This is a genomic window from Streptomyces hygroscopicus subsp. hygroscopicus, assembly GCF_030269125.1.
In the GTDB taxonomy this organism is placed as follows: domain Bacteria; phylum Actinomycetota; class Actinomycetes; order Streptomycetales; family Streptomycetaceae; genus Streptomyces; species Streptomyces hygroscopicus_C.
The window spans coordinates 302,007-324,489 of the sequence record NZ_BSSM01000011.1; the positions used below are offsets into that span (position 1 = coordinate 302,007).

The 22,483-nt window shown below is 69.9% G+C and carries 21 protein-coding genes; 13 read left to right on the top strand and 8 right to left on the bottom strand.

The genetic code is table 11. The annotated features are described in order from the left end of the window. The first annotated feature begins 17 nt into the window (after nucleotides 1–17). From QSK45_RS24720 to QSK45_RS24730, 3 genes are all read left to right on the top strand, one after another. Nucleotides 18–1,211, top strand: coding sequence for a S8 family serine peptidase (locus QSK45_RS24720; protein WP_490993614.1), 1,194 nt, complete (start codon nucleotides 18–20; stop codon nucleotides 1,209–1,211). A gap of 77 nt (nucleotides 1,212–1,288) precedes the next feature. Further along, the gene (locus QSK45_RS24725) at nucleotides 1,289–1,627 is read left to right on the top strand and encodes a WXG100 family type VII secretion target (protein WP_285560442.1); all 339 of its coding nucleotides are present in this window, start codon (nucleotides 1,289–1,291) and stop codon (nucleotides 1,625–1,627) included. A 29-nt stretch (nucleotides 1,628–1,656) separates the two neighbouring features. Next, a complete protein-coding gene (locus tag QSK45_RS24730) occupies nucleotides 1,657–1,959 on the top strand; it encodes a WXG100 family type VII secretion target (RefSeq protein WP_285560444.1) in 303 nt (100 codons plus the stop codon). Nucleotides 1,960–2,022: 63 nt separating this feature from the next. Here the strand turns inward: QSK45_RS24730 and QSK45_RS24735 are convergent, their stop codons facing one another. The 4 genes from QSK45_RS24735 to eccCa all read right to left on the bottom strand — a co-directional run bounded on the left by QSK45_RS24735 (nucleotide 2,023) and on the right by eccCa (nucleotide 7,723). Then, a complete protein-coding gene (locus QSK45_RS24735) occupies nucleotides 2,023–2,937 on the bottom strand; it encodes a hypothetical protein (RefSeq protein WP_285560446.1) in 915 nt (304 codons plus the stop codon). Between the two features lie 29 nt (nucleotides 2,938–2,966). Then, nucleotides 2,967–3,416, bottom strand: a complete 450-nt coding sequence (locus tag QSK45_RS24740; protein WP_285560448.1) for a hypothetical protein — start codon at nucleotides 3,414–3,416, stop codon at nucleotides 2,967–2,969. Further along, nucleotides 3,395–3,613 (bottom strand): hypothetical protein, encoded by a 219-nt coding sequence (locus QSK45_RS24745; protein WP_285560450.1) that lies wholly within the window; start codon nucleotides 3,611–3,613, stop codon nucleotides 3,395–3,397. The genes QSK45_RS24740 and QSK45_RS24745 overlap by 22 nt, the downstream gene beginning before the upstream one ends. A gap of 144 nt (nucleotides 3,614–3,757) precedes the next feature. Continuing rightward, entirely contained in the window at nucleotides 3,758–7,723 is a 3,966-nt protein-coding gene (eccCa, locus tag QSK45_RS24750; protein ID WP_285560452.1) for a type VII secretion protein EccCa, read from the bottom strand. Nucleotides 7,724–8,028: 305 nt separating this feature from the next. Here eccCa and eccD point away from each other — a divergent pair, with 305 nt between their 5' ends. Then, nucleotides 8,029–9,522, top strand: a complete 1,494-nt coding sequence (gene eccD / locus QSK45_RS24755) for a type VII secretion integral membrane protein EccD (RefSeq protein ID WP_285560454.1) — start codon at nucleotides 8,029–8,031, stop codon at nucleotides 9,520–9,522. A 64-nt stretch (nucleotides 9,523–9,586) separates the two neighbouring features. Further along, entirely contained in the window at nucleotides 9,587–11,083 is a 1,497-nt protein-coding gene (locus QSK45_RS24760; protein WP_285560456.1) for an outer membrane protein assembly factor BamB family protein, read from the top strand. Nucleotides 11,084–11,132: 49 nt separating this feature from the next. Here the strand turns inward: QSK45_RS24760 and QSK45_RS24765 are convergent, their stop codons facing one another. After that, nucleotides 11,133–11,426, bottom strand: coding sequence for a DUF397 domain-containing protein (locus tag QSK45_RS24765; RefSeq protein ID WP_285560458.1), 294 nt, complete (start codon nucleotides 11,424–11,426; stop codon nucleotides 11,133–11,135). Nucleotides 11,427–11,708: 282 nt separating this feature from the next. Between QSK45_RS24765 and rpsO the strand changes: the two genes are divergently transcribed. The 5 genes from rpsO (at nucleotide 11,709) to QSK45_RS24790 (ending at nucleotide 17,194) form a co-directional block, all read left to right on the top strand. After that, on the top strand, nucleotides 11,709–11,996 hold the full coding sequence (gene rpsO, locus QSK45_RS24770) for a 30S ribosomal protein S15 (protein WP_053664877.1): 288 nt from the start codon (nucleotides 11,709–11,711) through the stop codon (nucleotides 11,994–11,996). A 304-nt stretch (nucleotides 11,997–12,300) separates the two neighbouring features. Further along, nucleotides 12,301–14,517, top strand: a complete 2,217-nt coding sequence (locus tag QSK45_RS24775; RefSeq protein WP_285560465.1) for a polyribonucleotide nucleotidyltransferase — start codon at nucleotides 12,301–12,303, stop codon at nucleotides 14,515–14,517. Beyond that, the gene (locus QSK45_RS24780; RefSeq protein ID WP_285560467.1) at nucleotides 14,514–15,893 is read left to right on the top strand and encodes a M16 family metallopeptidase; all 1,380 of its coding nucleotides are present in this window, start codon (nucleotides 14,514–14,516) and stop codon (nucleotides 15,891–15,893) included. The genes QSK45_RS24775 and QSK45_RS24780 overlap by 4 nt, the downstream gene beginning before the upstream one ends. A gap of 78 nt (nucleotides 15,894–15,971) precedes the next feature. Next, nucleotides 15,972–16,724, top strand: a complete 753-nt coding sequence (gene dapB / locus QSK45_RS24785; protein ID WP_285560469.1) for a 4-hydroxy-tetrahydrodipicolinate reductase — start codon at nucleotides 15,972–15,974, stop codon at nucleotides 16,722–16,724. Nucleotides 16,725–16,738: 14 nt separating this feature from the next. Next, on the top strand, nucleotides 16,739–17,194 hold the full coding sequence (locus QSK45_RS24790; RefSeq protein WP_285560470.1) for a tetratricopeptide repeat protein: 456 nt from the start codon (nucleotides 16,739–16,741) through the stop codon (nucleotides 17,192–17,194). A 136-nt stretch (nucleotides 17,195–17,330) separates the two neighbouring features. Here QSK45_RS24790 and QSK45_RS24795 read toward each other — a convergent pair whose 3' ends face one another. Further along, nucleotides 17,331–17,882 carry an SCO5741 family PH domain-containing membrane protein gene (locus QSK45_RS24795; protein ID WP_285560472.1) on the bottom strand — a complete coding sequence of 184 codons (552 nt, stop codon included), beginning with the start codon at nucleotides 17,880–17,882 and terminating at the stop codon, nucleotides 17,331–17,333. Between the two features lie 90 nt (nucleotides 17,883–17,972). Continuing rightward, nucleotides 17,973–18,209 carry a hypothetical protein gene (locus QSK45_RS24800; RefSeq protein ID WP_285560474.1) on the bottom strand — a complete coding sequence of 79 codons (237 nt, stop codon included), beginning with the start codon at nucleotides 18,207–18,209 and terminating at the stop codon, nucleotides 17,973–17,975. Nucleotides 18,210–18,385: 176 nt separating this feature from the next. Here QSK45_RS24800 and thyX point away from each other — a divergent pair, with 176 nt between their 5' ends. The 3 genes from thyX to QSK45_RS24815 all read left to right on the top strand — a co-directional run bounded on the left by thyX (nucleotide 18,386) and on the right by QSK45_RS24815 (nucleotide 22,127). After that, a complete protein-coding gene (gene thyX / locus QSK45_RS24805) occupies nucleotides 18,386–19,135 on the top strand; it encodes an FAD-dependent thymidylate synthase (protein WP_285560476.1) in 750 nt (249 codons plus the stop codon). A gap of 221 nt (nucleotides 19,136–19,356) precedes the next feature. Further along, entirely contained in the window at nucleotides 19,357–20,256 is a 900-nt protein-coding gene (gene dapA, locus QSK45_RS24810; RefSeq protein WP_285560479.1) for a 4-hydroxy-tetrahydrodipicolinate synthase, read from the top strand. Nucleotides 20,257–20,441: 185 nt separating this feature from the next. Further along, nucleotides 20,442–22,127, top strand: coding sequence for a ribonuclease J (locus QSK45_RS24815; protein ID WP_285560482.1), 1,686 nt, complete (start codon nucleotides 20,442–20,444; stop codon nucleotides 22,125–22,127). Between the two features lie 143 nt (nucleotides 22,128–22,270). Here QSK45_RS24815 and QSK45_RS24820 read toward each other — a convergent pair. Continuing rightward, the coding region (locus QSK45_RS24820; RefSeq protein ID WP_285560483.1) for a hypothetical protein at nucleotides 22,271–22,483 on the bottom strand (213 nt) is incomplete at its 5' end.

The window sequence follows — 22,483 nt, forward strand, 5'->3', positions numbered from 1 at the left end:
CAGCGAGCACGAGACGACTGACCGCCGCGTGTGCGGCGCTCGGCGCACTGATGGCTCTGCCGGTGGGCCTGGCCCCCAGCGCGGCTGCCGCCGACGTCCAGTCGCAGCAGTGGTACCTGTCGGCGATGAAGGCCGACGAGATGTGGAAGACGAGCACGGGCAAGGGAGTCAAGGTCGCCGTCGTCGACACGGGCGTCAACCCGTCGACCCCCTCCCTGCAGGGGAAGGTGCTGGTCGACGAAGTGCCGAAGTCCCTTTCCTACGGGGCTACGCAGGACATCAACGGTCACGGTACGACGATGGCGGAGGAAATCGCCGGTACTGGGCGCGGTGGAGGCCTGAAAGGCCTGGCGCCGGGTGCCGAGATCGTGCCATACCGCGTCGCGCTCGATGGGATGAGCCTTGCCCAGGTGGACAAGGCACCCAAGCTGAGCAACGTGATCAAAGCTATCGCTGACAGCGACGTCAAGATCATCAACATGTCCTTCGGAGACGATATCTCCTACGACGGCGAGCAGGAAGCAATCAAATACGCTGCTTCAAAGGGCAAGTTGATGTTCGCCGCCGTCGGGAACAATGCCCAGACGTCGAACAACGCCGGATACCCGGTTTCCTATCCGTACGTCGTCGGAGTCTCTGCCATCGACAAGACGGGGAAGGTGGGGAAGTTCTCGACACACGGGCGGGATGTCGATCTTACGGCCCCTGGTGTGAACTTGCCCGCATGGTGCAACGCGAGCTTCCGCTCTTACTGCTCTCACGGAAACGGCACCAGTGACGCCACCGCCATCGCCTCCGCCTCCGCCGCCCTCATCTGGTCCGCCCATCCCGACTGGACCGCCAACCAGGTTCTCCGGTCGCTGATCGACACCGCTGGCCGGGACTGGCCCAAGGACACCCCCAGCAATTACCTCGGCTACGGCGTCGTGCGCCCCCGCAAGGTGCTGGAGAACCCGAACTACAACCCGGGTTCGGCGACCGCAGACCCCCTTGCCACGGAGAACTGGCGCGGCAAGCCGAAGACCTCACCCTCCACCCCCACCCCCTCGTCCCCCGCCAAGTCCACCTCCGGCGGTGAGACCTCCGCGGCCGACACAAGCTCGAAGTCGTCCGGCAACACCCTGACGTGGGTCGTCGTCGGAGCGGCCGCCGCACTGGTGGTGATCGGTGGCGCGGCCTTCGCCGTGATCCGGTCGCGACGACGTGCCTGACGGTTCACAGGAAAGGCGTCACCGTCCGGTGATGCGCAGTCAACAAGAGCACAGCTCTCACGAAGGGGAGTGCCGCAATGGCCGACGGCCGTAAGTTTGTAGACGAGCACGCACATAAGCTCCAGACGAACGTCATCGACCGCTACGACTCGGTCAAGAAGTGCCTCGGCCGCCTTCAGGGCACGATCGACATGATCGAGGCCCAGTGGACCGGGCACGGCTCCAACGCGTTCAAGACGAAGCAGCACGAGATCAACGAGCACATGGCCGCCATCGGCCGCATGCTCGAGGACTTCCTCGAGGGCATCAACCTGAACAAGAAGGACAAGACCCAGCTCGAGGACGAGCTGCACTCGACGATCAGCAAGATCGAGGTCGACGCCGGCGCGAGCACCTCCGCGCTGAACCTGTACTGACCGGGATCGATCCCAAGGAAGAGGAAGACATGACCACTCCGCACTACCAGGATCTGTCCGTCAAGTACGGCGCCATGGACGCGCTCGCCACCGAGCTGGGCAACGTGGCCAAGCAGCTCGAGGACGACCTCAGCGCGCTGAAGAAGGGCGTCCTGGACGTGGCCGAGGGCTGGGGCGGCGAGGCCTACGACTCGTTCCAGCGGAAGTCCGTGAAGTGGGACCAGCACGCCACCGGTATCCACCAGGCGCTGATGTCCATCACCCAGCGGGTGCACGCCGCCGGCGGTGACTACCGCGGTGGCGACCTGAAGGGCGCCAGCTACTTCGAGTAAGCAACAGGCCGTGCGAAACGGCGAGGGGTGGGCACGCGCGGGAGGTGCCCACCCCTCGTCCTGTTACGCGCAGTCGCCCTCACGGGCCAGCGCCGCGCGGAAGTCCCGGGCGAGGGCGTCGTTCCCGGAACCGGTCTGCACGAGGGTCTTCTTGCCGTCACAGTTCAGGGTGGTCGACCAGCGACCCGAGCCGGAGCCGTTCAGCCAGAGCAGGTACGGGTCCTGGGTGACGGTGAAGTGCACCTCCTCGCTCCCCGCACGCAGCGCGCAGCTCCAGAGCCCGAAGTCACCGTGGGTCGCGTACTGCTCCGTGTACTTCGCCGGGACACTGAAGCCCGGCAGGCCGCACGCCTCTCCGGAGGCGGGCGCGTGGCCTTCGAGTAACCGCGAGGCGGCGGCGGTGGCCTTGAAGGACGCGCTCCAACAGCCGAGTTGACGTGTGAGCCCCGTCGCGGCCGTCATCAGGACATCGGCCATCCGCCTCTGCAGCGTGCCGTCGTGCCATGTCTTGTCCTGGTCGGCCAGGGTCTGTACCCGGACGTAGGCAGCGCCGCCGAAGTGGAGCCGGGCGGAGCACGACGCCGGCAGCAGCACCCCCGCCATGCTCCGGTTGACCCAGCCGGGCACGCCCGCGAGCGGTGCCCTGAAGGGCGAGACCCCTGCCACGTCGTCCGCCAGGTGCCAGACGTCGTTGCTCGGTGAGCCGCCCACGGAAAGAGAGAACTGCAGCTGCTTCATCACCCCGTGCGCGTCGAGACCCGCCCCCACCTGACAGGTGGCGAGCGTGCTCCCCTTGAGGTCTCCCTCGTCGGACGCGTACCGATGGAGGGGACGTATGCCGAGCGCGGCGACGTCGCCACGCTTCAGCGTCCCCCAGCAGAACGACTTCTGCTCCGCGGCCGAACCGCTGTCACCACCGCGCAGGACGGCGACGGTGACTCCGGCCGCGGCCACCAGCACCGCCACCGTCACGGCCAACACGATTCCTGTTCGCTTCCTCCGGTTCATCAGCCTGCGGGCTTCCCCATGTAACCGACGCCGTTCGTCAGACCGTCGTGGTAGCGGGTCAGTCCGGCACCCTGGAGGTTGTTCTCGAACTGACCGGGGTCCTGGTCCATCAGCTGCCACTGGCTCTGCGGCAGCTTTTCGTGCACGGCTTTCTCCAGCATCCTGTCCACCTGCTGGTGACCGGCGGAGAAGTGATCGGCGAGATGCTGCCGCGTCTCCTGGTCGACCTGGGAGTTGAGGTTGTTCTGGTACTCGGCGGTACCCACGTCGACCATGCGCTGGATCGTGTCTCCCGCCAGCGGGATGCCGGTGACCGGAGCGCCGATCACGTGGTAGTACGACCGGACCTGATCCACCCACCGTGTGGCCACGTGATCGAGCGCCTCACCCAGGAGGAAGCCCTGATCGGTCAGCCCTCCGGCGGCCTTCATCGACGAGATGCGCGCCATGTCGTTGCACTGTTGAAGTCCGTGTACAGCGAGTAGGCGGCGTCACCCACCGCCTTCAGGTCCTGCTGGCTCACGGTCAGGTCGCCGGTGGGGGCCGCGTCTCCCCCTCCGCCCGGCTCTGCGAGCTGGTTCAGCCGCATATGGGTACGGCGCTGCTGCGCGTCCGTCTTGAGCTGCTCCCATTCGTCCCATGCCATGCGGTTGTCCCTCCCCCGTCTCCTGAGGCATCCCGGAGACCCGAAGCCCCAGACACGTCACCGGTCGGCCATGTCACCATCTCATCCGAGTCCCTGCACCCTGCCGGGGCCCAGCGGAAAGTCGCCGGGCCCTCGACAAGAGCGTCAGTACCCCACGTCCACCAACCCCGTCTGCACCAGCATCTTCCCCCGCCTGCGCGACACGAAGACACCCCGGCCCGCCGGCATCGGCCGCGGCCGCACCCCGCCGAGGATGTCGCCCTCGCTCGGGTCGCCGGCCAGTACCACGCCCTGGGCGCCCAGTTCCATCATCCGCTGCATGAACGCCTCGAACGACGCACGCCCAGCGCCCGCGGTCGAGCGCGCGATGATGAACCGCACGCCGACGTCACGGGCGAACGGCAGCAGGTCGGTGAGGCCGCTCAACGGGTTCCCGCTGGACGTCGACACCAGGTCGTAGTCGTCCACCACCACGTACACCGTCGGGCCCCGCCACCAGCTGCGCTCCCGCAGCTGCTGGGCCGTCACATCGGCCGTGGGCGTACGCCGGTTCATCAGGTCGGCGAGGGCCACCATGTGGTGGTCCATGGAGTTGGACATCGGGATGTACTCGGCCAGATGCGAGGCCGGGGTGACGTCCAGCAGCGAGCGCCGGTTGTCGACCACGAAGAACTTCGCCTCGTCGCCCGAGTAGCGCCGCGTCAGCTGCGTGATGAGCAGCCGCAGCAGGTTCGACTTGCCCGACTCGCTCTCGCCGAAGACCATGAAGAACGGGTCCGTCTCGAAGTCGACGAACACCGGTTCCAGGTCGTTCTCGTCGATGCCGAAGGCGACCCCGTGCCGGGGGAACCGGTCGCCCGCGGGCAGCTGCGCCACGGGGAGTTCCCGGGGCAGCATCCGCACCTGCGGCGCCCCCGGCGCCTGCCAGTGCCGGGAGACCTCGGCCGCCAGCGCGGCCGTCGCGTCCGCCAGGTCCGTGTCGGACGTCAGGCCGTCGATGCGCGGCACCGCCGCCATGAAGTGCAGCTTCTGCGGCGACACACCGCGGCCGGGCACGCCCGCCGGCACGTTCGCCGCCACCTTGCGGTCGATCTCGGAGTCCATGGTGTCGCCGAGCCGCAGTTCGAGGCGGTTCATCAGGTGGTCCTTGAGATTCGCGCGGACCTCCATCGAACGCGACGCCGTCAGGACCAGGTGGATGCCGTAACCGAGGCCGCGGGAGGCGATCTCCAGGACGGCCGGCTCCAGACCGTCGTAGTCGTTGCGGAAGTTGCCCCAGCCGTCGATGACCAGGAAGACATCGCCCCACGGCTGGTCGGTGACCGAGATCTCGCCGCGCTCGCGCCGGGCGCGGAAGTCCTGGATCGAGGCGATGCCCGACGTCCGGAAATACTCCTCGCGGCGCCGCAGCACACCGTAGACCTCGGACACCGTACGCCGCACCCGCTCCGGGTCCAGCCGGGACGCGATGCCGCCCACGTGCGGCAGGCCGGAGACCGCCGCCATACCGCCGCCACCGAAGTCGAGGCCGTAGATCTGCACCTCGTACGGCGTGTGCGTCAGCGCGAAGGAGCAGATCAGCGACCGCAGCAGCGTGGACTTGCCGGACTGCGGGCCGCCCAGCAGCTGAAGATGGCCCGCGGCACCGGAGAAGTCGAGCCACAGCGGCTCACGACGCTGCTCGTACGGCTTGTCGACCAGGCCCACCGGGACGACGAGGCGTCCCGCGCCCTCGTAGCCGGGCTGCGTGAGCCCGCGCCCCTCCACGGCCGTGAGCTTGGGCAGCAGCGCGTCCAGCGAGGGCGGGCTGTCCAGCGGCGGCAGCCACACCCGGTGTGCCGCCGGGCCCTGCGCCTCCAGCCGGCGCACGATGACGTCGAGCACGGTGTCCGCGAGCGCGTCGTCGACCTGCGCCGCCGACTCCGTGCGCTGCCTCGGCACCGGCGCGTAGTGCACGGGCACCTCCGCGGCCGTGAACAGCACCGGCCGCCGGTCGACGGGCAGCGGCCCCCCGGCCGTAGCGCCCTGCCGGCCGCCGGAGCGGTACACCCCGGAGACGTACGCCGCCTTGAAGCGCACCATCTCGTCCGTGCCGAACTTCAGGAAGCCGGAACCGGGCACGTTCGGCAGCTCGTAGGCGTCCGGGACGCCGAGCGCCGCGCGGGACTCGGCCGCGGAGAAGGTGCGCAGACCGATCCGGTACGACAGATACGTCTCCAGCCCGCGCAGCCGGCCCTCCTCCAGGCGCTGCGAGGCCAGCAGCAGGTGCACGCCCAGCGAACGGCCGATGCGGCCGATCTGCACGAACATCTCGATGAAGTCCGGCTTGGCGGTCAGCAGCTCGCTGAACTCGTCGATGACCAGGACGAGCGAGGGGATCGGCTGCAACGGGGCGCCGGCCGCGCGTGCCTTCTCGTAGTCGTGGATGTTGGCGTAGTTGCCGGCGTCGCGCAGCAGCTCCTGGCGGCGGTTCAGCTCGCCGCGGATCGAGTCGCCCATGCGGTCGACCAGCGTGAGGTCGTCGGCCAGGTTGGTGATGACCGCCGCCACGTGCGGCATCTGCGCCATGCCGGCGAAGGTCGCACCGCCCTTGAAGTCGGCCAGGACGAAGTTCAGGGTCTCCGAGGAGTGGGTGACCGCGAGGCCCAGCACCAGCGTGCGCAGCAGCTCCGACTTGCCGGAACCGGTCGCGCCCACGCACAGGCCGTGCGGGCCCATGCCCTCCTGGGCTGCTTCCTTGAGGTCCAGCATCACGGGCCGGCCGTCCGGGCCGACACCGATCGGCACCCGCAGTCGTTCGGCGAGCCCCCGTGGGCGCCAGGTGCGCTGCGGATCCACGGATGCCGCGTCCCCGAGGTTCAGCAGGTCGGTGAACTCCAGGTTGGCCAGCAGCGGTTCGTCGTCGTCACCGCCGGAGGCCAGCCGCAGCGGGGCCAGTTGCCGGGCGAGCGCCTCGGCGGACTCGTACGACAGGGCGTCCGGCGTGCCCTCGTAGACGTCCCCGTTCGCGGACTCCAGGCGCAGGACGCCGGGCTGGGCGATGACCGCCAGGTCGCCGCGGGCGCCGGTGAGTTCGCCGGGCACGACCTCGATCACGGTGACGCCCTGAAGCCCCTCCATGTTGGACAGGACGGAGTCCTGCGGCAGGGACACCCCGTCGAGGACGACGACGATGTGGGGCTCCTCCAGGATCGGCGCGCCGTTCGGGTGGAACCGGGGGCGGCCGGCGAGACGGTCGGCCAGCAGGCCTTCGAGTTCCCGGGCGTCGGGACCGATCAGCCGCCGGGTACCCGCCCCGTCCACCGAGTCGGGCGCCTGGGCGTGCGGCAGCCACTTGACCCACTCCCAGCGCGGGAGCGTCCCGCGGCCCGCCGCCACCGCCAGGACCAGGTCCTCGGGGGAGTGCAGCGCGGCGAGCGAGCCGGCCAGGGCACGCACGGTCGAGCGCGCGCACTCCGCGTCGCCGCTGACGGTGACGTGGTAGAAGGCGCGCAGCGACACGGCCATCGGCAGATCGCTCAGGGTGCCGTGGACGTCGAGGAAGCGCTCCACGGCCCCCGCGGTGAGCGGCTCCAGCCGCCCGGCCGGGCCGGGCTCGGGCGCGATCAGCGGCGTGGCCAGCTCCTGCGAGCCCAGTCCGATGCGCACCTGGGCGAAGTCCTCGTCGCCCGGCCTGCGTTCCCACACCCGGCTGCCCTCGGCGACCAGCGCCCACAACTGCTCGGGCGAGGGATGCAGGTAGTACTGGGCGTCGCGCTGCGCCTTCGCGGTGTCCACGGCAGCGCCTCGGGTCTGCGACAGATAGCGCATGTAGTCACGCCGCACGTCGGCGAGTTGGCCCTGCGAGCCGCGCCGGAAGCGGATGACCATCGCGATGGACATGGCGACCGTCGACGCGATCATCACCATGCCCATGATCTTCATGAACGGCTGTCCGTTCGTGAAGAAGAAGACCACCGAGCCGCCCATGCCGAGCGTCGGCAGCAGCTGCATGAGGACGCTCTCCTGCGGCCCCCGCGGTAGTTCCGGGGGAGGCTGGAGAACTACCTCCCCTGTGGGCACTTCGGACGGCAGCGCCCGCGGCGGGCGCTTCACGACGATGTGACTCACTGCTCCCCAATTCCTCTGCCGGGCCCCAAGAATGAGGTCCGCCCCCCGTTGACGGACGGACGCAGGCCGCCGCGTGATCCTACTGACTCCGTGGGTGACCGGTGCGGGGTAGGGTGCCGGGTGTTCGCTCCAGCACACGCGAACACACCCCGTAAACCGGGGTATTCCGTGCGAGGCGCCGCCGCACGCCACTCCTGGTGGAGCCGGACGACGCCCTTCGCGCCGATTCCCGTGGATCCCGCCCGGGAAGAGGCGCAGGATTCTCACATCACGGGCGCAGGAACATTACTGAGGGGGAGTACGAGGTGAGCACGACGACCACGGGGACAGCGGTGCCCGGCACGGGGTCGGGGTCGGGACTCGGTTTCTGCCGGGTCACGATCGTCGCGCCCGACAGCCGGATCGACGTGGCGCTGCCCGACGACATCCCGGTCGCCGACATCTACCCGGAGATCCTCCGGCTCTCCCGGCAGGACCCCGCGGAGGGCGCCCCGGTCGGGTACCACCTCGTACGGCGGGACGGCGCCGTCCTCGACAGCGCGCGCTCCTTCGCCGCCCAGCGGATTCTCGACGGTGAACTGCTCATCCTGCGGCCCTTCTCCGAGTCGCTGCCGCCGGCCGTCTTCGACGACGTCTCCGAGGCGGTCGCCTCCTCGGTGACGCGGCACCGCACCCTGTGGAGCGACGACCTCACCCGCGCGGCGGGGCTGGTCGGCGCGGGCGTCCTCGCCACCCTGCTCGCCTTCGTCACCTGGCAGGCCGACCCCCGGCACGACATGCACAGCCTGCCCGGCGTCCTCGCGGGCGTCGCCGGAGTGCTCCTCGTCGTCTTCGCCGCCGTCCGCGGCCGGGTCTACGACGACCGGGGCGCCGCGATCGCCCTGGGCCTCGGCGCCCTGCCCAACGCCGGTGTGGCCGGCTCCGGCCTCCTCGCCCTCGCCCACGGTCAGGGCATCGGCAAGCTCCAGTTCCTGCTCGCCTGCGCGGCCGTTCTGCTCGCCTCGGTCGTCCTGACCCTGTGCACCCCGGGCGGGGACGCCCCGTTCGTCGCCTTCGTCCTCGCGTCCGCGCTCGGCCTGGTCACGGTGTTCACGGCCGTCCTCGTGCACTGGACGCCCGAGGACATCGCCGCCCTGTGCGCACCCCTCGCGGTCGGCGGCCTGGCCTTCCTGCCCGGGATGTCCATGCGCTTCGCCCGGCTGCCCATCGGCTTCGAACCGCCGAACTCCGCCCAGAACAGCGCCTACGGCACGGAGACCGTCGTCCAGGAACCGGTCGACATGAAGCGGATCGAGGCCCAGGCCCGCCGCGGCCACGAGATCCTCGTCGGGCTCGTCGGCGGCTGCGCGCTGACCGCCCTCGCCTCCTGCGCGGTGCTCGGCTTCTCCGACGACATCTGGGCCCAGCTGCTCGCCCTCGCCACGGCCGTGGCGCTCCTGATGCGCGCCCAGCTCTTCCGCTACACCGGGCAGGTCGCGCCGCTGCTGGCGGCCGGACTCGGCTCGCTCGTGCTGCTCGGCCTCGGACTGGCGCTCAACCCGCCCCACTCCATCCTGCGCGACGCGCTCACCGGCGACCGGTCCGGACTCGACATCCGCGCCATCTGGCTCGCCGCCGCGATCGGGGCCGGCGCGGCTCTCGTCGCGGCCCTGGGACTCATCGTTCCGCGCCGGGGCCTGAGCCCCTTCTGGGGCCGCTTCCTGGAGATCATCGAGGGCTTCGTGCTCCTCACGCTGGTGCCTCTCGCGCTCGCCGTGTTCGACGTGTACGCGGCGGCCCGCGCCATGACCAGCAAGTGACCCGGACCCCGCACGGCCGGCCCGCCCGCCCCCGGCGAGGCGGCGAAGAGGAGGAACCCCCAGCGTGAGCTTCGGCCCGCCCCCGTCCATGTACACCCAGTCCGCGCTCGCGGCCGACCAGTCGCGCAGCCGGCGCCGACGCCGTCTCCTGGGCGGTGTCGCGGCGGCCGCGGCGGTCGTGCTCTGCGTCGTCGCGGGGCTTGTGTGGTCCCACTCGTCCGGCGACGGCAAGGGCGGGACGGACGCCAAGGCGGTCCGGCAGTCCCCGGACGACGTGCGCGACAACCGGGCGAGCACGGAGAAGGCACCCGTCTCCCCGGAGGGCGAGACCGTCGTCCGGCACGAGGAGGAGGTCGCCAAGGGCGCCACCCGGTACGCGCCCGGCACCTGGGCCACGGGCAGGATCGTCGCGCGGGCGGTGGCCAACCGGATCACGGGCTACAGGATCGGCGGCTCGGACGACACCGACGACACGGCCTGGACGCTGCACCTCGACGGCTCCGTCTGCGCCGTCAGCCGCGACGTCACCGTGGACGGCCGGACCCCCGTCGTCGTCCAGCCGGCGCACGGCATCTGCGACCAGGTGCTCATGGTCGACCTCGACACCGGCGAGCAGCTGTGGAAGCGGAAGATCCCGGCGGCCGACTTCGCCTACGTCACCAACACCAATGTCGCTCTGACCAGGGGCGTCGTGGCCATAGCCTGGAGGCAGGGCTCGGCGGCGTACGACATGGACAGCGGCGAGCGGCTGTGGAACACCACCCTCGCCACCTCGCAGTGCCACGACGCGGGCTACGCCGGAGGCCGCGCCCTGCTGGCCCTGGTCGTCTGCAAGGAGGACGGTGAGAGCACCTTCAGGGTGGAGAAGCTCCAGCCGCGCACGGGCAAGATCGTGTGGCGGTACCAGGTCAGCAAGGGCGTCCAGGACGTCTTCCTGCCGTCCTCCGACCCGCCCGTGATCGCCGTCGCGGCCGGGGACACCATGGTCACGGACCTGATCACCCTCGACCCGGCGAACGGCGAGCGCCTCGCCACCATCTCGCTGAAGAGGTACGAGCCCTACTGCGATCCGGAGATCCTCGGCTACTTCGGTGTCGTCGACAAGTGCACCGGCATCGTGGTCGGCCGCGACCGGATCTTCGTCAGGGGCAAGGACGGGGACGACGTCTTCAAGCCCGCGAACCACATCACGGCGTTCGACGTCAGGAAGGGCACCGCCGTCGCCACCTTCTCCGGGCGGCGCTTCCAGCCGGTGCTCCCTGTCCGTATGAACGGTGACGACCTGATCATCTACCGCAGCAGCCTGGACGAGGTGCAGCCCGCGGCGATGGTCGACTGGAACCCGCGGACCGGCAAGGAGACCCCGTACCTGCTGTTCCACCTGCCGGAGGGCGACCTGAAGCACGGGGGGAAGGTGGAGGACGACCCCGAGTTCTCGTTCATCCTCTACGAGCGCGGCCACGTCTTCTTCGCCCCGTACCAGCTGGAATCCGACGACCCGCGCAAGGGGGGCGAGGTCGTCTCGGTCTTCGGAGTCGGTACCGCCGGCCTCGGACACTGACCCCGGCACGAGGAGGGGCGGCACCCGCGGCGCCGCCCCTCCCCTGTGGCTACTGCACGTCCAGGCCCCCGTTGTGCGCCATGGGCGTCAGGTCGAACTCCCCGTCCCGCGCCCCCAGCACGAACGCCCGCCACTCCGCCTCCGTGTAGCGGAGCACCGTGCCGGGATCGAGGGAGGAGCGCATCGCGACGGCTCCTTCGGGGAGGTACGCGATCTCCACGCGCTCCTCGTGCTCCTCGGTGCCCGGGGCGCAGTGCCACTCGACGCCCGAGATGTCGAGCGCGTACAGCTCGTCGCGCTCGCGTTCCTTGCGTGCCTTGATCTCGGCTTCCGTTTCCGCCATCTCGCGGCGACCCCTTCCCGACGTAACGTACGGACCCGGTGACGTACAGTCCCGTTGGGTCACCCTAGTGGCCGTGCGCCGCCCCCGGAGGGGTTCGCCGACCGGGGGAAAGCGGCCCATCGTCGCCTGGTACCCTGAGTGACGGCCGTTCGTGTACGCACCCCCGGAGCCCCGTGCCCTGGAGGCCGCGCGCAGCGGATCCCCGCCTTCCGAGTCACGGAAGCTCCCCCGAGATGCAGACCGGGGGCACTCGGTGGCCTCAACAGACTATGAGGAGTACGCGTGTCGCTCGACGCCGCTACGAAGAAGCAGATCATCGGCGAGTTCGGTACCAAGGAGGGTGACACCGGCTCCCCCGAGGTCCAGGTCGCTCTGCTGTCCCGTCGGATCTCCGACCTGACCGAGCACCTCAAGACCCACAAGCACGACCACCACAGCCGTCGTGGCCTGCTGATCCTGGTCGGTCAGCGCCGTCGCCTGCTGCAGTACCTGGCGAAGAAGGACATCCAGCGCTTCCGTACGCTGGTCGACCGCCTCGGCATCCGCCGCGGTGCGGCCGGCGCCAAGTAAGGACGCCGTGAGGGGAGCGGTTCCCGGCAGGACTCGGGGACCGCTCCCTTTGCTGTACGTGCGGAAACGTGCGCGGTGTCACTCACGCTTTGTAGTGTGGTAGCACAACGCAGGAACGCAGGACGCACGACACAGAACGAGGAGAAGCGCACCACGCCGCCGCCGGTCCTCGGTAGTGGCCCCCGGGGGGAAGCGAGCCCCGGGTGCTTCGATCGAAGACCGGCCCGCACCGAAGGCGCGCTTCTCCACCACCGTCCCCCTGCCACACGGGCAGACCAGGGACGAAGACGAGGAGAAAACGCTAGTGGAGAACGAGACCCACTACGCCGAGGCCGTCATCGACAACGGCGCCTTCGGCACCCGTACCATCCGTTTCGAGACGGGCCGCCTGGCCAAGCAGGCCGCCGGCTCCGCCGTGGCGTACCTGGACGACGACACCATGGTGCTGTCGGCCACCACCGCCTCCAAGAACCCCAAGGACCAGCTCGACTTCTTCCCCCTCACGGTGGACGTCGAGGAGCGGATGTACGCCGCCGGCAAGATCCCCGGCAGCTTCTTCCGCCGTGAGGGCCGTCCCTCCGAGGACGCCATCCTCACCTGCCGCCTGATCGACCGCCCGCTGCGCCCGTCCTTCAAGAAGGGCCTGCGCAACGAGATCCAGGTCGTCTGCACCGTCATGGCGCTCAACCCCGACCACCTGTACGACGTCGTCGCGATCAACGCCGCGTCCGCGTCCACCCAGCTGGCCGGTCTGCCCTTCTCCGGCCCGATCGGCGGCGTCCGCGTCGCGCTGATCCGCGGCCAGTGGGTCGCCTTCCCGACGCACACCGAGCTCGAGGACGCCGTCTTCGACATGGTCGTCGCGGGCCGCGTCCTGGAGGACGGCGACGTCGCGATCATGATGGTCGAGGCCGAGGCCACCGAGAAGACCATCAAGCTGGTCGAGGGTGGCGTCGAGGCGCCGACCGAAGAGGTCGTCGCCGCCGGTCTCGAGGCCGCGAAGCCGTTCATCAAGGTCCTGTGCCGCGCGCAGGCCGACCTCGCCGCCAAGGCCGCCAAGCCCACCGGCGAGTTCCCGATCTTCCTGGACTACCAGGACGACGTCCTGGAGGCCCTGACCGCCGCGGTCAAGCCCGAGCTGGCCCAGGCGCTCACCATCGCCGGCAAGCAGGAGCGCGAGGCCGAGCTGGACCGCGTCAAGGGTCTGGCCGCCGAGAAGCTGCTCCCGGAGTTCGAGGGCCGCGAGAAGGAGATCTCGGCCGCGTACCGCTCGCTGACCAAGACCCTGGTCCGTGAGCGCGTCATCAAGGAGAAGAAGCGCATCGACGGCCGCGGTGTCACCGACATCCGCACCCTGGCCGCCGAGGTCGAGGCCATCCCGCGGGTGCACGGCTCCGCGCTGTTCGAGCGTGGCGAGACCCAGATCCTGGGCGTCACCACCCTGAACATGCTCCGCATGGAGCAGCAGCTGGACACCCTCTCCCCGGTGACCCGCAAGCGCTACATGCACAACTACAACTTCCCGCCGTACTCCACCGGCGAGACCGGCCGCGTCGGCTCCCCGAAGCGCCGCGAGATCGGCCACGGCGCCCTCGCCGAGCGCGCGCTCGTGCCGGTGCTGCCCGCGCGCGAGGAGTTCCCCTACGCGATCCGTCAGGTGTCCGAGGCCCTCGGCTCCAACGGTTCGACGTCCATGGGCTCGGTCTGCGCCTCGACCATGTCGCTGCTGAACGCCGGTGTGCCGCTGAAGGCCCCGGTCGCCGGCATCGCCATGGGTCTGATCTCCCAGGAGATCGACGGCGAGACGCACTACGTCACCCTCACCGACATCCTCGGTGCGGAGGACGCCTTCGGCGACATGGACTTCAAGGTCGCCGGCACCAAGGAGTTCGTGACCGCCCTCCAGCTCGACACCAAGCTGGACGGCATCCCGGCCTCCGTCCTGGCCGCGGCCCTCAAGCAGGCCCGCGACGCGCGTCTCCACATCCTCGACGTGATGATGGAGGCCATCGACCGGCCCGACGAGATGTCCCCGAACGCCCCGCGGATCATCACCGTCAAGATCCCGGTCGACAAGATCGGTGAGGTCATCGGCCCCAAGGGCAAGATGATCAACCAGATCCAGGAGGACACGGGCGCCGAGATCACCATCGAGGACGACGGCACGATCTACATCGGTGCCGCCGACGGTCCCTCGGCGGAGGCCGCCCGCGCCACGATCAACGGCATCGCCAACCCGACGATGCCCGAGGTCGGCGAGCGCTACCTGGGTACGGTCGTCAAGACCACCACCTTCGGTGCGTTCGTCTCCCTGCTGCCCGGCAAGGACGGTCTGCTGCACATCTCGCAGATCCGCAAGCTGGCCGGCGGCAAGCGCGTGGAGAACGTCGAGGACGTGCTCGGCGTGGGCCAGAAGGTCCAGGTCGAGATCGCCGAGATCGACTCGCGCGGCAAGCTCTCCCTCGTCCCGGTGATCGAGGGCGAGGACGGCGACGAGGCGAAGGACGACGCCGAGCAGTGACGTCCCGTGGCTCGAAGGTGACGGCCCGCTCCTCCTCGGAGGCGCGGGCCGTCGCCCGTACCCAAACCCTCATCCAGGGCACCGGCGGCATCGGTACCGTCCGCAAGACCACCCTCCCCGGGGGCCTGCGCGTCGTCACCGAGACCCTGCCCTCGGTCCGCTCCGCGACCTTCGGCATCTGGGCGCACGTCGGCTCCCGCGACGAGACCCCGTCCCTGAACGGCGCCACGCACTACCTGGAGCACCTGCTCTTCAAGGGCACCGAGCGCCGTTCCGCGCTGGACATCTCCGCCGCGATCGACGCCGTCGGCGGCGAGATGAACGCGTTCACGGCCAAGGAGTACACGTGCTACTACGCACGCGTGCTCGACACGGACCTGCCGCTGGCCATCGACGTGGTCTGCGACATGCTGACCGGCTCGCTCATCGTCGAGGAGGACGTCGACGTCGAACGCGGTGCGATCCTCGAGGAGATCGCGATGACCGAGGACGACCCCGGCGACTGTGTGCACGACCTGTTCGCGCACACGATGTTCGGCGACAACGCCCTCGGCCGCCCCGTCCTCGGCACCGTCGACACCGTCAACGCCCTGACCGCCGACCGCATCCGCCGCTTCTACCGGAAGCACTACGACCCGACCCACCTGGTGGTCGCCTGCGCCGGCAACATCGACCACAACAAGGTCGTACGACAGGTCCGCGCGGCCTTCGAGAAGGCGGGCGCGCTGAGGAACCCGGACGCGCGGCCCATCGCCCCACGCGCGGGCAGCCGCACGATCCGCACCTTCGGCAAGGTCGAACTGCTCGGCCGCAAGACCGAGCAGGCCCACGTCGTCCTCGGCATGCCGGGCCTCGCCCGCACCGACGACCGCCGCTGGGCCATGGGCGTCCTCAACACCGCCCTCGGCGGCGGCATGTCCTCGCGGCTCTTCCAGGAGGTCCGGGAGAAGCGCGGCCTGGCGTACAGCGTGTACTCGTACACCTCCGGCTTCGCCGACTGCGGCCTGTTCGGCGTCTACGCCGGCTGCCGTCCCAGCCAGGTGCACGACGTGCTGCGGATCTGCCGCGACGAACTCGACCAGGTCGCCGCCAACGGTCTGACCGACGACGAGATCGCCCGCGCCATCGGCCAGTTGCGCGGCTCCACGGTCCTCGGGCTGGAGGACACCGGCGCGCTGATGAACCGCATCGGCAAGAGCGAGCTGTGCTGGGGCGAGCAGATGTCGGTCGACGACATGCTCGCGAAGATAGCCGCGGTCACCCCGGACGACGTCCGTTCGGTCGCCCGCGACATCCTGGGGCGGCGCCCGTCGCTGTCGGTCATCGGCCCGCTGAAGGACAAACAGGCCGCGCGGCTGCACGACGCCGTCGCCTGACCCCCGCCGTCATCGGAAATCGGCAAGCCGGCAGCCCGGTGAGCCGGTAAGTCAGCAAGGATCGGTAAGGAAGCGAAGATGAGCAAGCTGCGCGTGGCGGTCCTCGGGGCCAGGGGCCGGATCGGCTCCGAGGCGGTCAGGGCGGTCGAGGCCGCCGAGGACATGGAGCTGGTGGCCGCCCTCGGCCGGGGCGACAAGCTGGAGACCCTGGCGGAGACCGGTGCCCAGGTCGCGGTCGAACTGACCACCCCCGCCTCGGTCATGGGCAACCTCGACTTCTGCGTGCGCCACGGCATCCACGCGGTCGTCGGGACGACCGGCTGGACCGACGAGCGCCTCGCGCAGCTGAAGGGCTGGCTCGACCAGTCCCCGCACACCGGCGTGCTCATCGCCCCGAACTTCTCCATCGGGGCCGTGCTGACCATGAAGTTCGCACAGCTCGCGGCGCCGTACTTCGAGTCGGTCGAGGTGGTCGAGCTGCACCACCCGAACAAGGTCGACGCGCCGTCGGGTACCGCCACGCGCACGGCGCAGCTCATCGCCGAGGCCCGCCGCGCGGCCGGTACGGCCCCCGCGCCGGACGCCACGGTCACCGCGCTGGACGGCGCCCGGGGCGCCGACGTGGACGGCGTCCCCGTGCACGCCGTACGGCTGCGCGGTCTCCTGGCCCACCAGGAGGTGCTGCTCGGCGCCGAGGGCGAGACCCTCACCATCCGCCACGACTCCCTGCACCACAGCAGCTTCATGCCGGGCATCCTGCTCGGCGCGCGCCGCGTGGTGACCACTCCGGGCCTGACCTTCGGCCTGGAGCACTTCCTGGACCTGAGCTGAGAACGGTCCCTGCCATGCGCGCGAAGATCAACTACCTTGTCACGGCCGCCGTCCTGGTCTTCTACTTCGTCCTGGTCGGCAGCCGGGGCGTGCTGCTCATAGAGACCGGTACGGTCCTCACCGTCACCTTCGGGATCGCGGTGCTGATCCTGCCGGTCATCGGCCTGTGGTTCCTGTGGAAGAACACCCAGTTCGTCCGCCGGGCCAACCGGCTCGCCGCCGAGCTCGACGCGGAGGGCGGCCTCCCCGTGGACGAGCTGACACGCACGGCCGGCGGCCGCGTCGACCGCGACTCCGCCGACGAGGTCTTCGCCAAGCGCAAGGCCGAGACGGAGTCCTCCCCGGACGACTGGCGCTGCTGGTTCCGCCTGGCCGTCGCCTACCACGACGCCCGGGACACGCCCCGCGCCCGCAAGGCCATGCAACGGGCCATCGCCCTGCACGCGGGCCGCACCCCGACGGACGCGTGACCCTGCGCGGACATCCGCCGACCTCGTACGCGCGGGGGCGTCGCGGTCGTCGCGCGGTTCCGCGTGCCCTCGGGCGCGTCGACGGCGGGCGGTCCCGGCCATGCGGTCGGTGCCGGGCGGGCGGTCCCCGCCGGTCTCAGCGTCCGCGCTCCGCCGCCCACGCCTCCACCGCGTCCGCCGCCCGATCGAACGCCGCCGGCCGGTCGAGAAAGTCCAATGTGTGGGTCGTGAACAGCGCCGTCGCGTCTCCCGCCGCCCGATCCCCGCGGGTCAGCACCAGCGCCTGCCCCTGCACCGTCCGCGGCAGTCCCAGCCACCGCACCGGCTGCTGCACCGTCCGCACGGTGACGACCCGCTCCCACGGCACCGTCCGCGTCACCAGCAGCCCGACCCGCCGCACGCCACGCGGGCTCACCCACACCCCCGCCCGCAGCATCCGCAACGCCCCGGCGATCACCGCCAGACCGATGCCGAGCACGACACCCGCGGACGACGACGAGCCGGTCAACGCGATGAGGACCGCCGCGAACAGCACGAACGAGGCGACCATCAGCACCAGCGCCGCCATACCCACCCGCCAGGGACCGGGACGGTAGGGACGCCGCCAGCGGTCCCGGTCGTCGTACGGCAGTGCGCTCTCGGAGGCCGCCTCGAAGGTACGGTCGGCCGTCAGGAAGGGCAGGGGCACGGCGGTTCCTCACTCGGTGCTCGCGGGGGCTGTGCCCGGTGAGGCTATCCGGCCGCCTGCCCGCTCACCAGCCCGGAGCCGCCGTAAGGGTCAGTGCCCCTGGGACGCCTGGGACTGCGGAACCGGCGGATCGGACGGCGTGGACAGCGCCGGCATGCCGATGATCAGCGCGCCCACCAGCCCGGCCACGACGGTCAGGCCCAGCAGCCAGCGCCCGGCTGTCTCGCCGAAGGACCCCCGCTGCCGCGGCGGGGGAGTCACATTGCTGCGGAACGTCTCGGCCTCGGCGAGGAAGGCGAAAGGTACGGGCTCGCGCCGACGGGGCATCGCGGTGCTACTCCTTTCCCGGTATGGGGTCGAACGTGCAGACCTCACCGGTACAGACGATCGAGTGCCGTAAAAGGTGCCCATGTCGGAAAAAATCGCCGGTGCGTCTTCTTGGGGTGAGGTCCCGCTCCGGCCCCGGCGGGTGCCCCGTAAGGTGGGCGCGAACCACCGAAGTGATGGGAAGGACCCCAACCCCCGTGACCACCCCCGAGTCGCTCACGTTCCGCAGCGATGTCACCGTCGAGCTGGTCAAGTCCAGCGCTTCGGACGCCGACGTCCTCTTCGCCGCCCGCGTCTCCACCGCCGGCGAGCAGTCCCTGGACGAGCTGAAGAAGGACCCCGAGCGCTCCAAGGGCCTGATCAACTACTTGATGCGCGACCGGCACGGCAGCCCGTTCGAGCACAACTCGATGACCTTCTTCATCAGCGCCCCGATCTTCGTCTTCCGCGAGTTCATGCGGCACCGCGTGGGCTGGTCCTACAACGAGGAGTCCGGCCGCTACCGCGAGCTGGAGCCCGTCTTCTACGTCCCCGACGCCTCCCGCAAGCTCGTCCAGCAGGGACGGCCCGGCAAGTACGTCTTCGTCGAGGGCACCGAGGAGCAGCACGCCGCGGTCAAGGGCACCCTGGAGGAGTCGTACGAGCAGTCGTACGCCGCCTACCGGCAGCTCCTCGCCGAGGGCGTCGCCCGCGAGGTGGCCCGCTCGGTGCTCCCCGTCGGCCTGTACTCCTCGATGTACGCCACCTGCAACGCGCGCTCCCTGATGCACTTCCTCGGCCTGCGTACCCAGCACGAGCTGGCCAAGGTGCCGTCCTTCCCGCAGCGGGAGATCGAGATGGTGGGCGAGAAGATGGAGGCGGAGTGGGCGAAGCTCATGCCGCTGACGTACGCCGCGTACAACGCGAACGGCCGCGTGGCCCCCTGACGAGGCCCTCGCGCGCGTCGTCGGGCCGCGCGGAACGGATGTACGGATCAGCCTCCTGAAGTGTCCGTATTGCGGCATTTAGAGAAGTTCATCTAGCCTGATCAAACGGACCCGGCACTGCTTGAACCCCCGAGCAGGCAGTGCCGGGTTCCACTTTTGTCCGGACTTATCCGGCACCCCACGGGCAGACCGCGCATGGAGCACCGAGTAGCGTGTTACCCATGGCTCCGACCTCGACTCCGCAGACCCCCTTCGGGCGGGTCCTCACCGCCATGGTCACGCCCTTCACGGCGGACGGCGCACTCGACCTCGACGGCGCGCAGCGGCTCGCCGTCCACCTGGTGGACGCAGGCAACGACGGCCTGATCGTCAACGGCACCACCGGCGAGTCCCCCACCACCAGCGACGCGGAGAAATCGGACCTCGTACGAGCCGTCCTGGAAGCGGTCGGCGACCGCGCCCATGTCGTGGCCGGCGTCGGCACCAACGACACCCACCACAGCATCGAGCTGGCCCGCGAGGCCGAGCGCGTCGGTGCCCACGGGCTCCTGGTCGTCACGCCCTACTACAACAAGCCCCCGCAGGAGGGCCTGTACCGGCACTTCACGGCCATCGCCGACGCGACCGGCCTGCCGAACATGCTCTACGACATCCCCGGCCGCAGCGGCGTGCCGATCAACACGGAGACGCTCGTCCGGCTCGCCGAACACCCCCGGATCGTCGCCAACAAGGACGCCAAGGGCGACCTCGGCCGCGCCAGCTGGGCCATCGCCCAGTCCGGCCTCGCCTGGTACTCCGGCGACGACATGCTGAACCTGCCCCTGCTGTCGGTGGGCGCGGTCGGCTTCGTCTCGGTCGTCGGCCACGTGGTCACCCCCGACCTGCGGGCCCTGGTCGACGCCTACACCTCCGGCGACGTCGTCAAGGCCACCGAGATCCACCAGAAGCTGCTCCCGGTCTACACGGGCATGTTCCGCACCCAGGGCGTCATGACCACCAAGGCCGCGCTCGACCTGCTCGGACTGCCCGCCGGCCCGCTGCGCTCGCCCATGGTCGAGTGTTCGCCCGAGGAGATCGCCCAGCTCAAGATCGATCTTGCCGCCGGCGGGGTACAGCTCTAGCAACAGACTTCAGCACCACCCGGGCCCTCGCGGTCCAGAAGCTCCCCGGGCTTCACAACTGAAGACACAACCGCATACCCACGCGGGCCACCGGTGCCCGCATCACAACGACAACTGCTTCGCACGAACGTCATGCGCGCCACGTGCCGTACCGGTACGTGGCGCGTGTGGTTGAGGAGAGTCTTTTGAGTCATCCGCATCCTGAACTCGGCCCGCCCCCGCCGCTCCCCGAGGGCGGTCTCCGGGTCACCCCGCTCGGCGGTCTCGGCGAGATCGGCCGGAACATGACGGTCTTCGAGTACGGCGGCCGTCTGCTGATCGTCGACTGCGGAGTGCTCTTCCCCGAGGAGGAGCAGCCCGGAATCGACCTGATCCTGCCGGACTTCACGTCCATCCGGGACCGCCTCGACGACATCGAGGGCATCGTCCTCACCCATGGCCACGAGGACCACATCGGCGGCGTCCCCTTCCTGCTCCGCGAGAAGCCGGACATCCCGCTGATCGGCTCCAAGCTGACCCTCGCGCTGATCGAGGCCAAGCTCCAGGAGCACCGCATCCGGCCGTACACGCTGGAGGTGGCCGAGGGCAACCGTGAGCGCATCGGCCCCTTCGACTGCGAGTTCGTCGCCGTCAACCACTCCATCCCCGACGCCCTGGCCGTCGCCATCCGCACCCCCGCGGGCATGGTGGTGCACACCGGCGACTTCAAGATGGACCAGCTCCCGCTGGACAACCGCCTCACCGACCTGCACGCGTTCGCGCGGCTCAGCGAGGAGGGCATCGACCTCCTGCTGACCGACTCCACGAACGCCGAGGTCCCCGGGTTCACCCCGCACGAGCGGGACATCTCCAACGTGCTGCGCCAGGTCTTCGCCGGCGCCCGCAAGCGGATCATCGTGGCGAGCTTCGCCAGCCACGTCCACCGCATCCAGCAGATCCTGGACGCCGCGCACGAGTACGGCCGCCGGGTCGCCTTCGTCGGTCGCTCCATGGTCCGCAACATGGGCATCGCCCGTGACCTCGGCTACCTGAAGGTTCCGCCGGGCCTGGTGGTCGACGTCAAGACGCTGGACGACCTGCCCGACCACGAGGTCGTCCTCGTGTGCACGGGCTCCCAGGGCGAGCCGATGGCGGCGCTGTCCCGGATGGCCAACCGCGACCACCAGATCCGCATCGTCGACGGCGACACGGTCATCCTGGCCTCGTCGCTGATCCCCGGGAACGAGAACGCGGTCTACCGCGTGATCAACGGCCTGACCCGCTGGGGTGCCAACGTCGTCCACAAGGGCAACGCCAAGGTGCACGTCTCCGGTCACGCCTCCGCGGGCGAGCTGCTGTACTTCTACAACATCTGCCGCCCGAAGAACCTGATGCCGGTGCACGGCGAGTGGCGCCACCTGCGGGCCAACGCCGAGCTGGGCGCGCTCACGGGTGTCCCGCACGACCGGATCGTCATCGCCGAGGACGGCGTGGCGGTGGACCTGGTCGAGGGCAAGGCCAAGATCTCGGGCAAGGTCCAGGCCGGCTACGTCTACGTCGACGGGCTCTCCGTCGGCGACGTGGGCGAGTCCGCGCTCAAGGACCGCAAGATCCTCGGCGACGAGGGCATCATCTCGGTCTTCGTGGTCGTGGACTCCTCCACCGGCAAGATCACCGGCGGGCCGCACATCCAGGCCCGCGGCTCGGGTATCGAGGACGCGGCCTTCGGCGATGTCATCCCGAAGATCGACGACGCCCTGGAGCGGTCCGCCCAGGACGGCGTCGTGGAGCCCCACCAGCTCCAGCAGCTGATCCGCCGCACGCTCGGCAAGTGGGTCTCGGACAACTACCGCCGCAGGCCGATGATCCTGCCCGTGGTCGTGGAGGTCTGACGGCCCGTCGGCCCGGACCCGGAGCGGGGCGCCTCGATTTGCATCGGGGCGCCCCGCTCCAGTACGTTTACGACCTCGCCCGGTGGGAACCCCGACACTTCACGTGCTGGACAAGGTGCCCCGGACCGGGTGGGAAAACCGACTCAGACCTTCTGATAAAGTCGGAACCGCCGGAAAGGGAAACGCGAAAGCGGGAACCTGGAAAGCACCGAGGAAATCGGATCGGAAAGATCTGATAGAGTCGGAAACACCGAAGGGAAGCCCGGAGGAAAGCCCGAGAGGGTGAGTACAAAGGAAGCGACCGTTCCTTGAGAACTCAACAGCGTGCCAAAAGTCAACGCCAGATATGTTGATAC

Excerpts from the sequence above, each read along its gene's own strand:
- QSK45_RS24765 (WP_285560458.1), bottom strand. The coding sequence starts at position 11,426 with ATGGCGGAAACGGAAGCCGAGATCAAGGCACGCAAGGAACGCGAGCGC.
- QSK45_RS24790 (WP_285560470.1), top strand. The coding sequence starts at position 16,739 with ATGCGCGCGAAGATCAACTACCTTGTCACGGCCGCCGTCCTGGTCTTC.
- QSK45_RS24800 (WP_285560474.1), bottom strand. The coding sequence starts at position 18,209 with ATGCCCCGTCGGCGCGAGCCCGTACCTTTCGCCTTCCTCGCCGAGGCC.
- QSK45_RS24730 (WP_285560444.1), top strand. The coding sequence starts at position 1,657 with ATGACCACTCCGCACTACCAGGATCTGTCCGTCAAGTACGGCGCCATG.
- dapB (WP_285560469.1), top strand. The coding sequence starts at position 15,972 with ATGAGCAAGCTGCGCGTGGCGGTCCTCGGGGCCAGGGGCCGGATCGGC.
- QSK45_RS24745 (WP_285560450.1), bottom strand. The coding sequence starts at position 3,613 with ATGGCATGGGACGAATGGGAGCAGCTCAAGACGGACGCGCAGCAGCGC.
- thyX (WP_285560476.1), top strand. The coding sequence starts at position 18,386 with ATGGGAAGGACCCCAACCCCCGTGACCACCCCCGAGTCGCTCACGTTC.
- dapA (WP_285560479.1), top strand. The coding sequence starts at position 19,357 with ATGGCTCCGACCTCGACTCCGCAGACCCCCTTCGGGCGGGTCCTCACC.
- QSK45_RS24725 (WP_285560442.1), top strand. The coding sequence starts at position 1,289 with ATGGCCGACGGCCGTAAGTTTGTAGACGAGCACGCACATAAGCTCCAG.
- QSK45_RS24740 (WP_285560448.1), bottom strand. The coding sequence starts at position 3,416 with ATGGCGCGCATCTCGTCGATGAAGGCCGCCGGAGGGCTGACCGATCAG.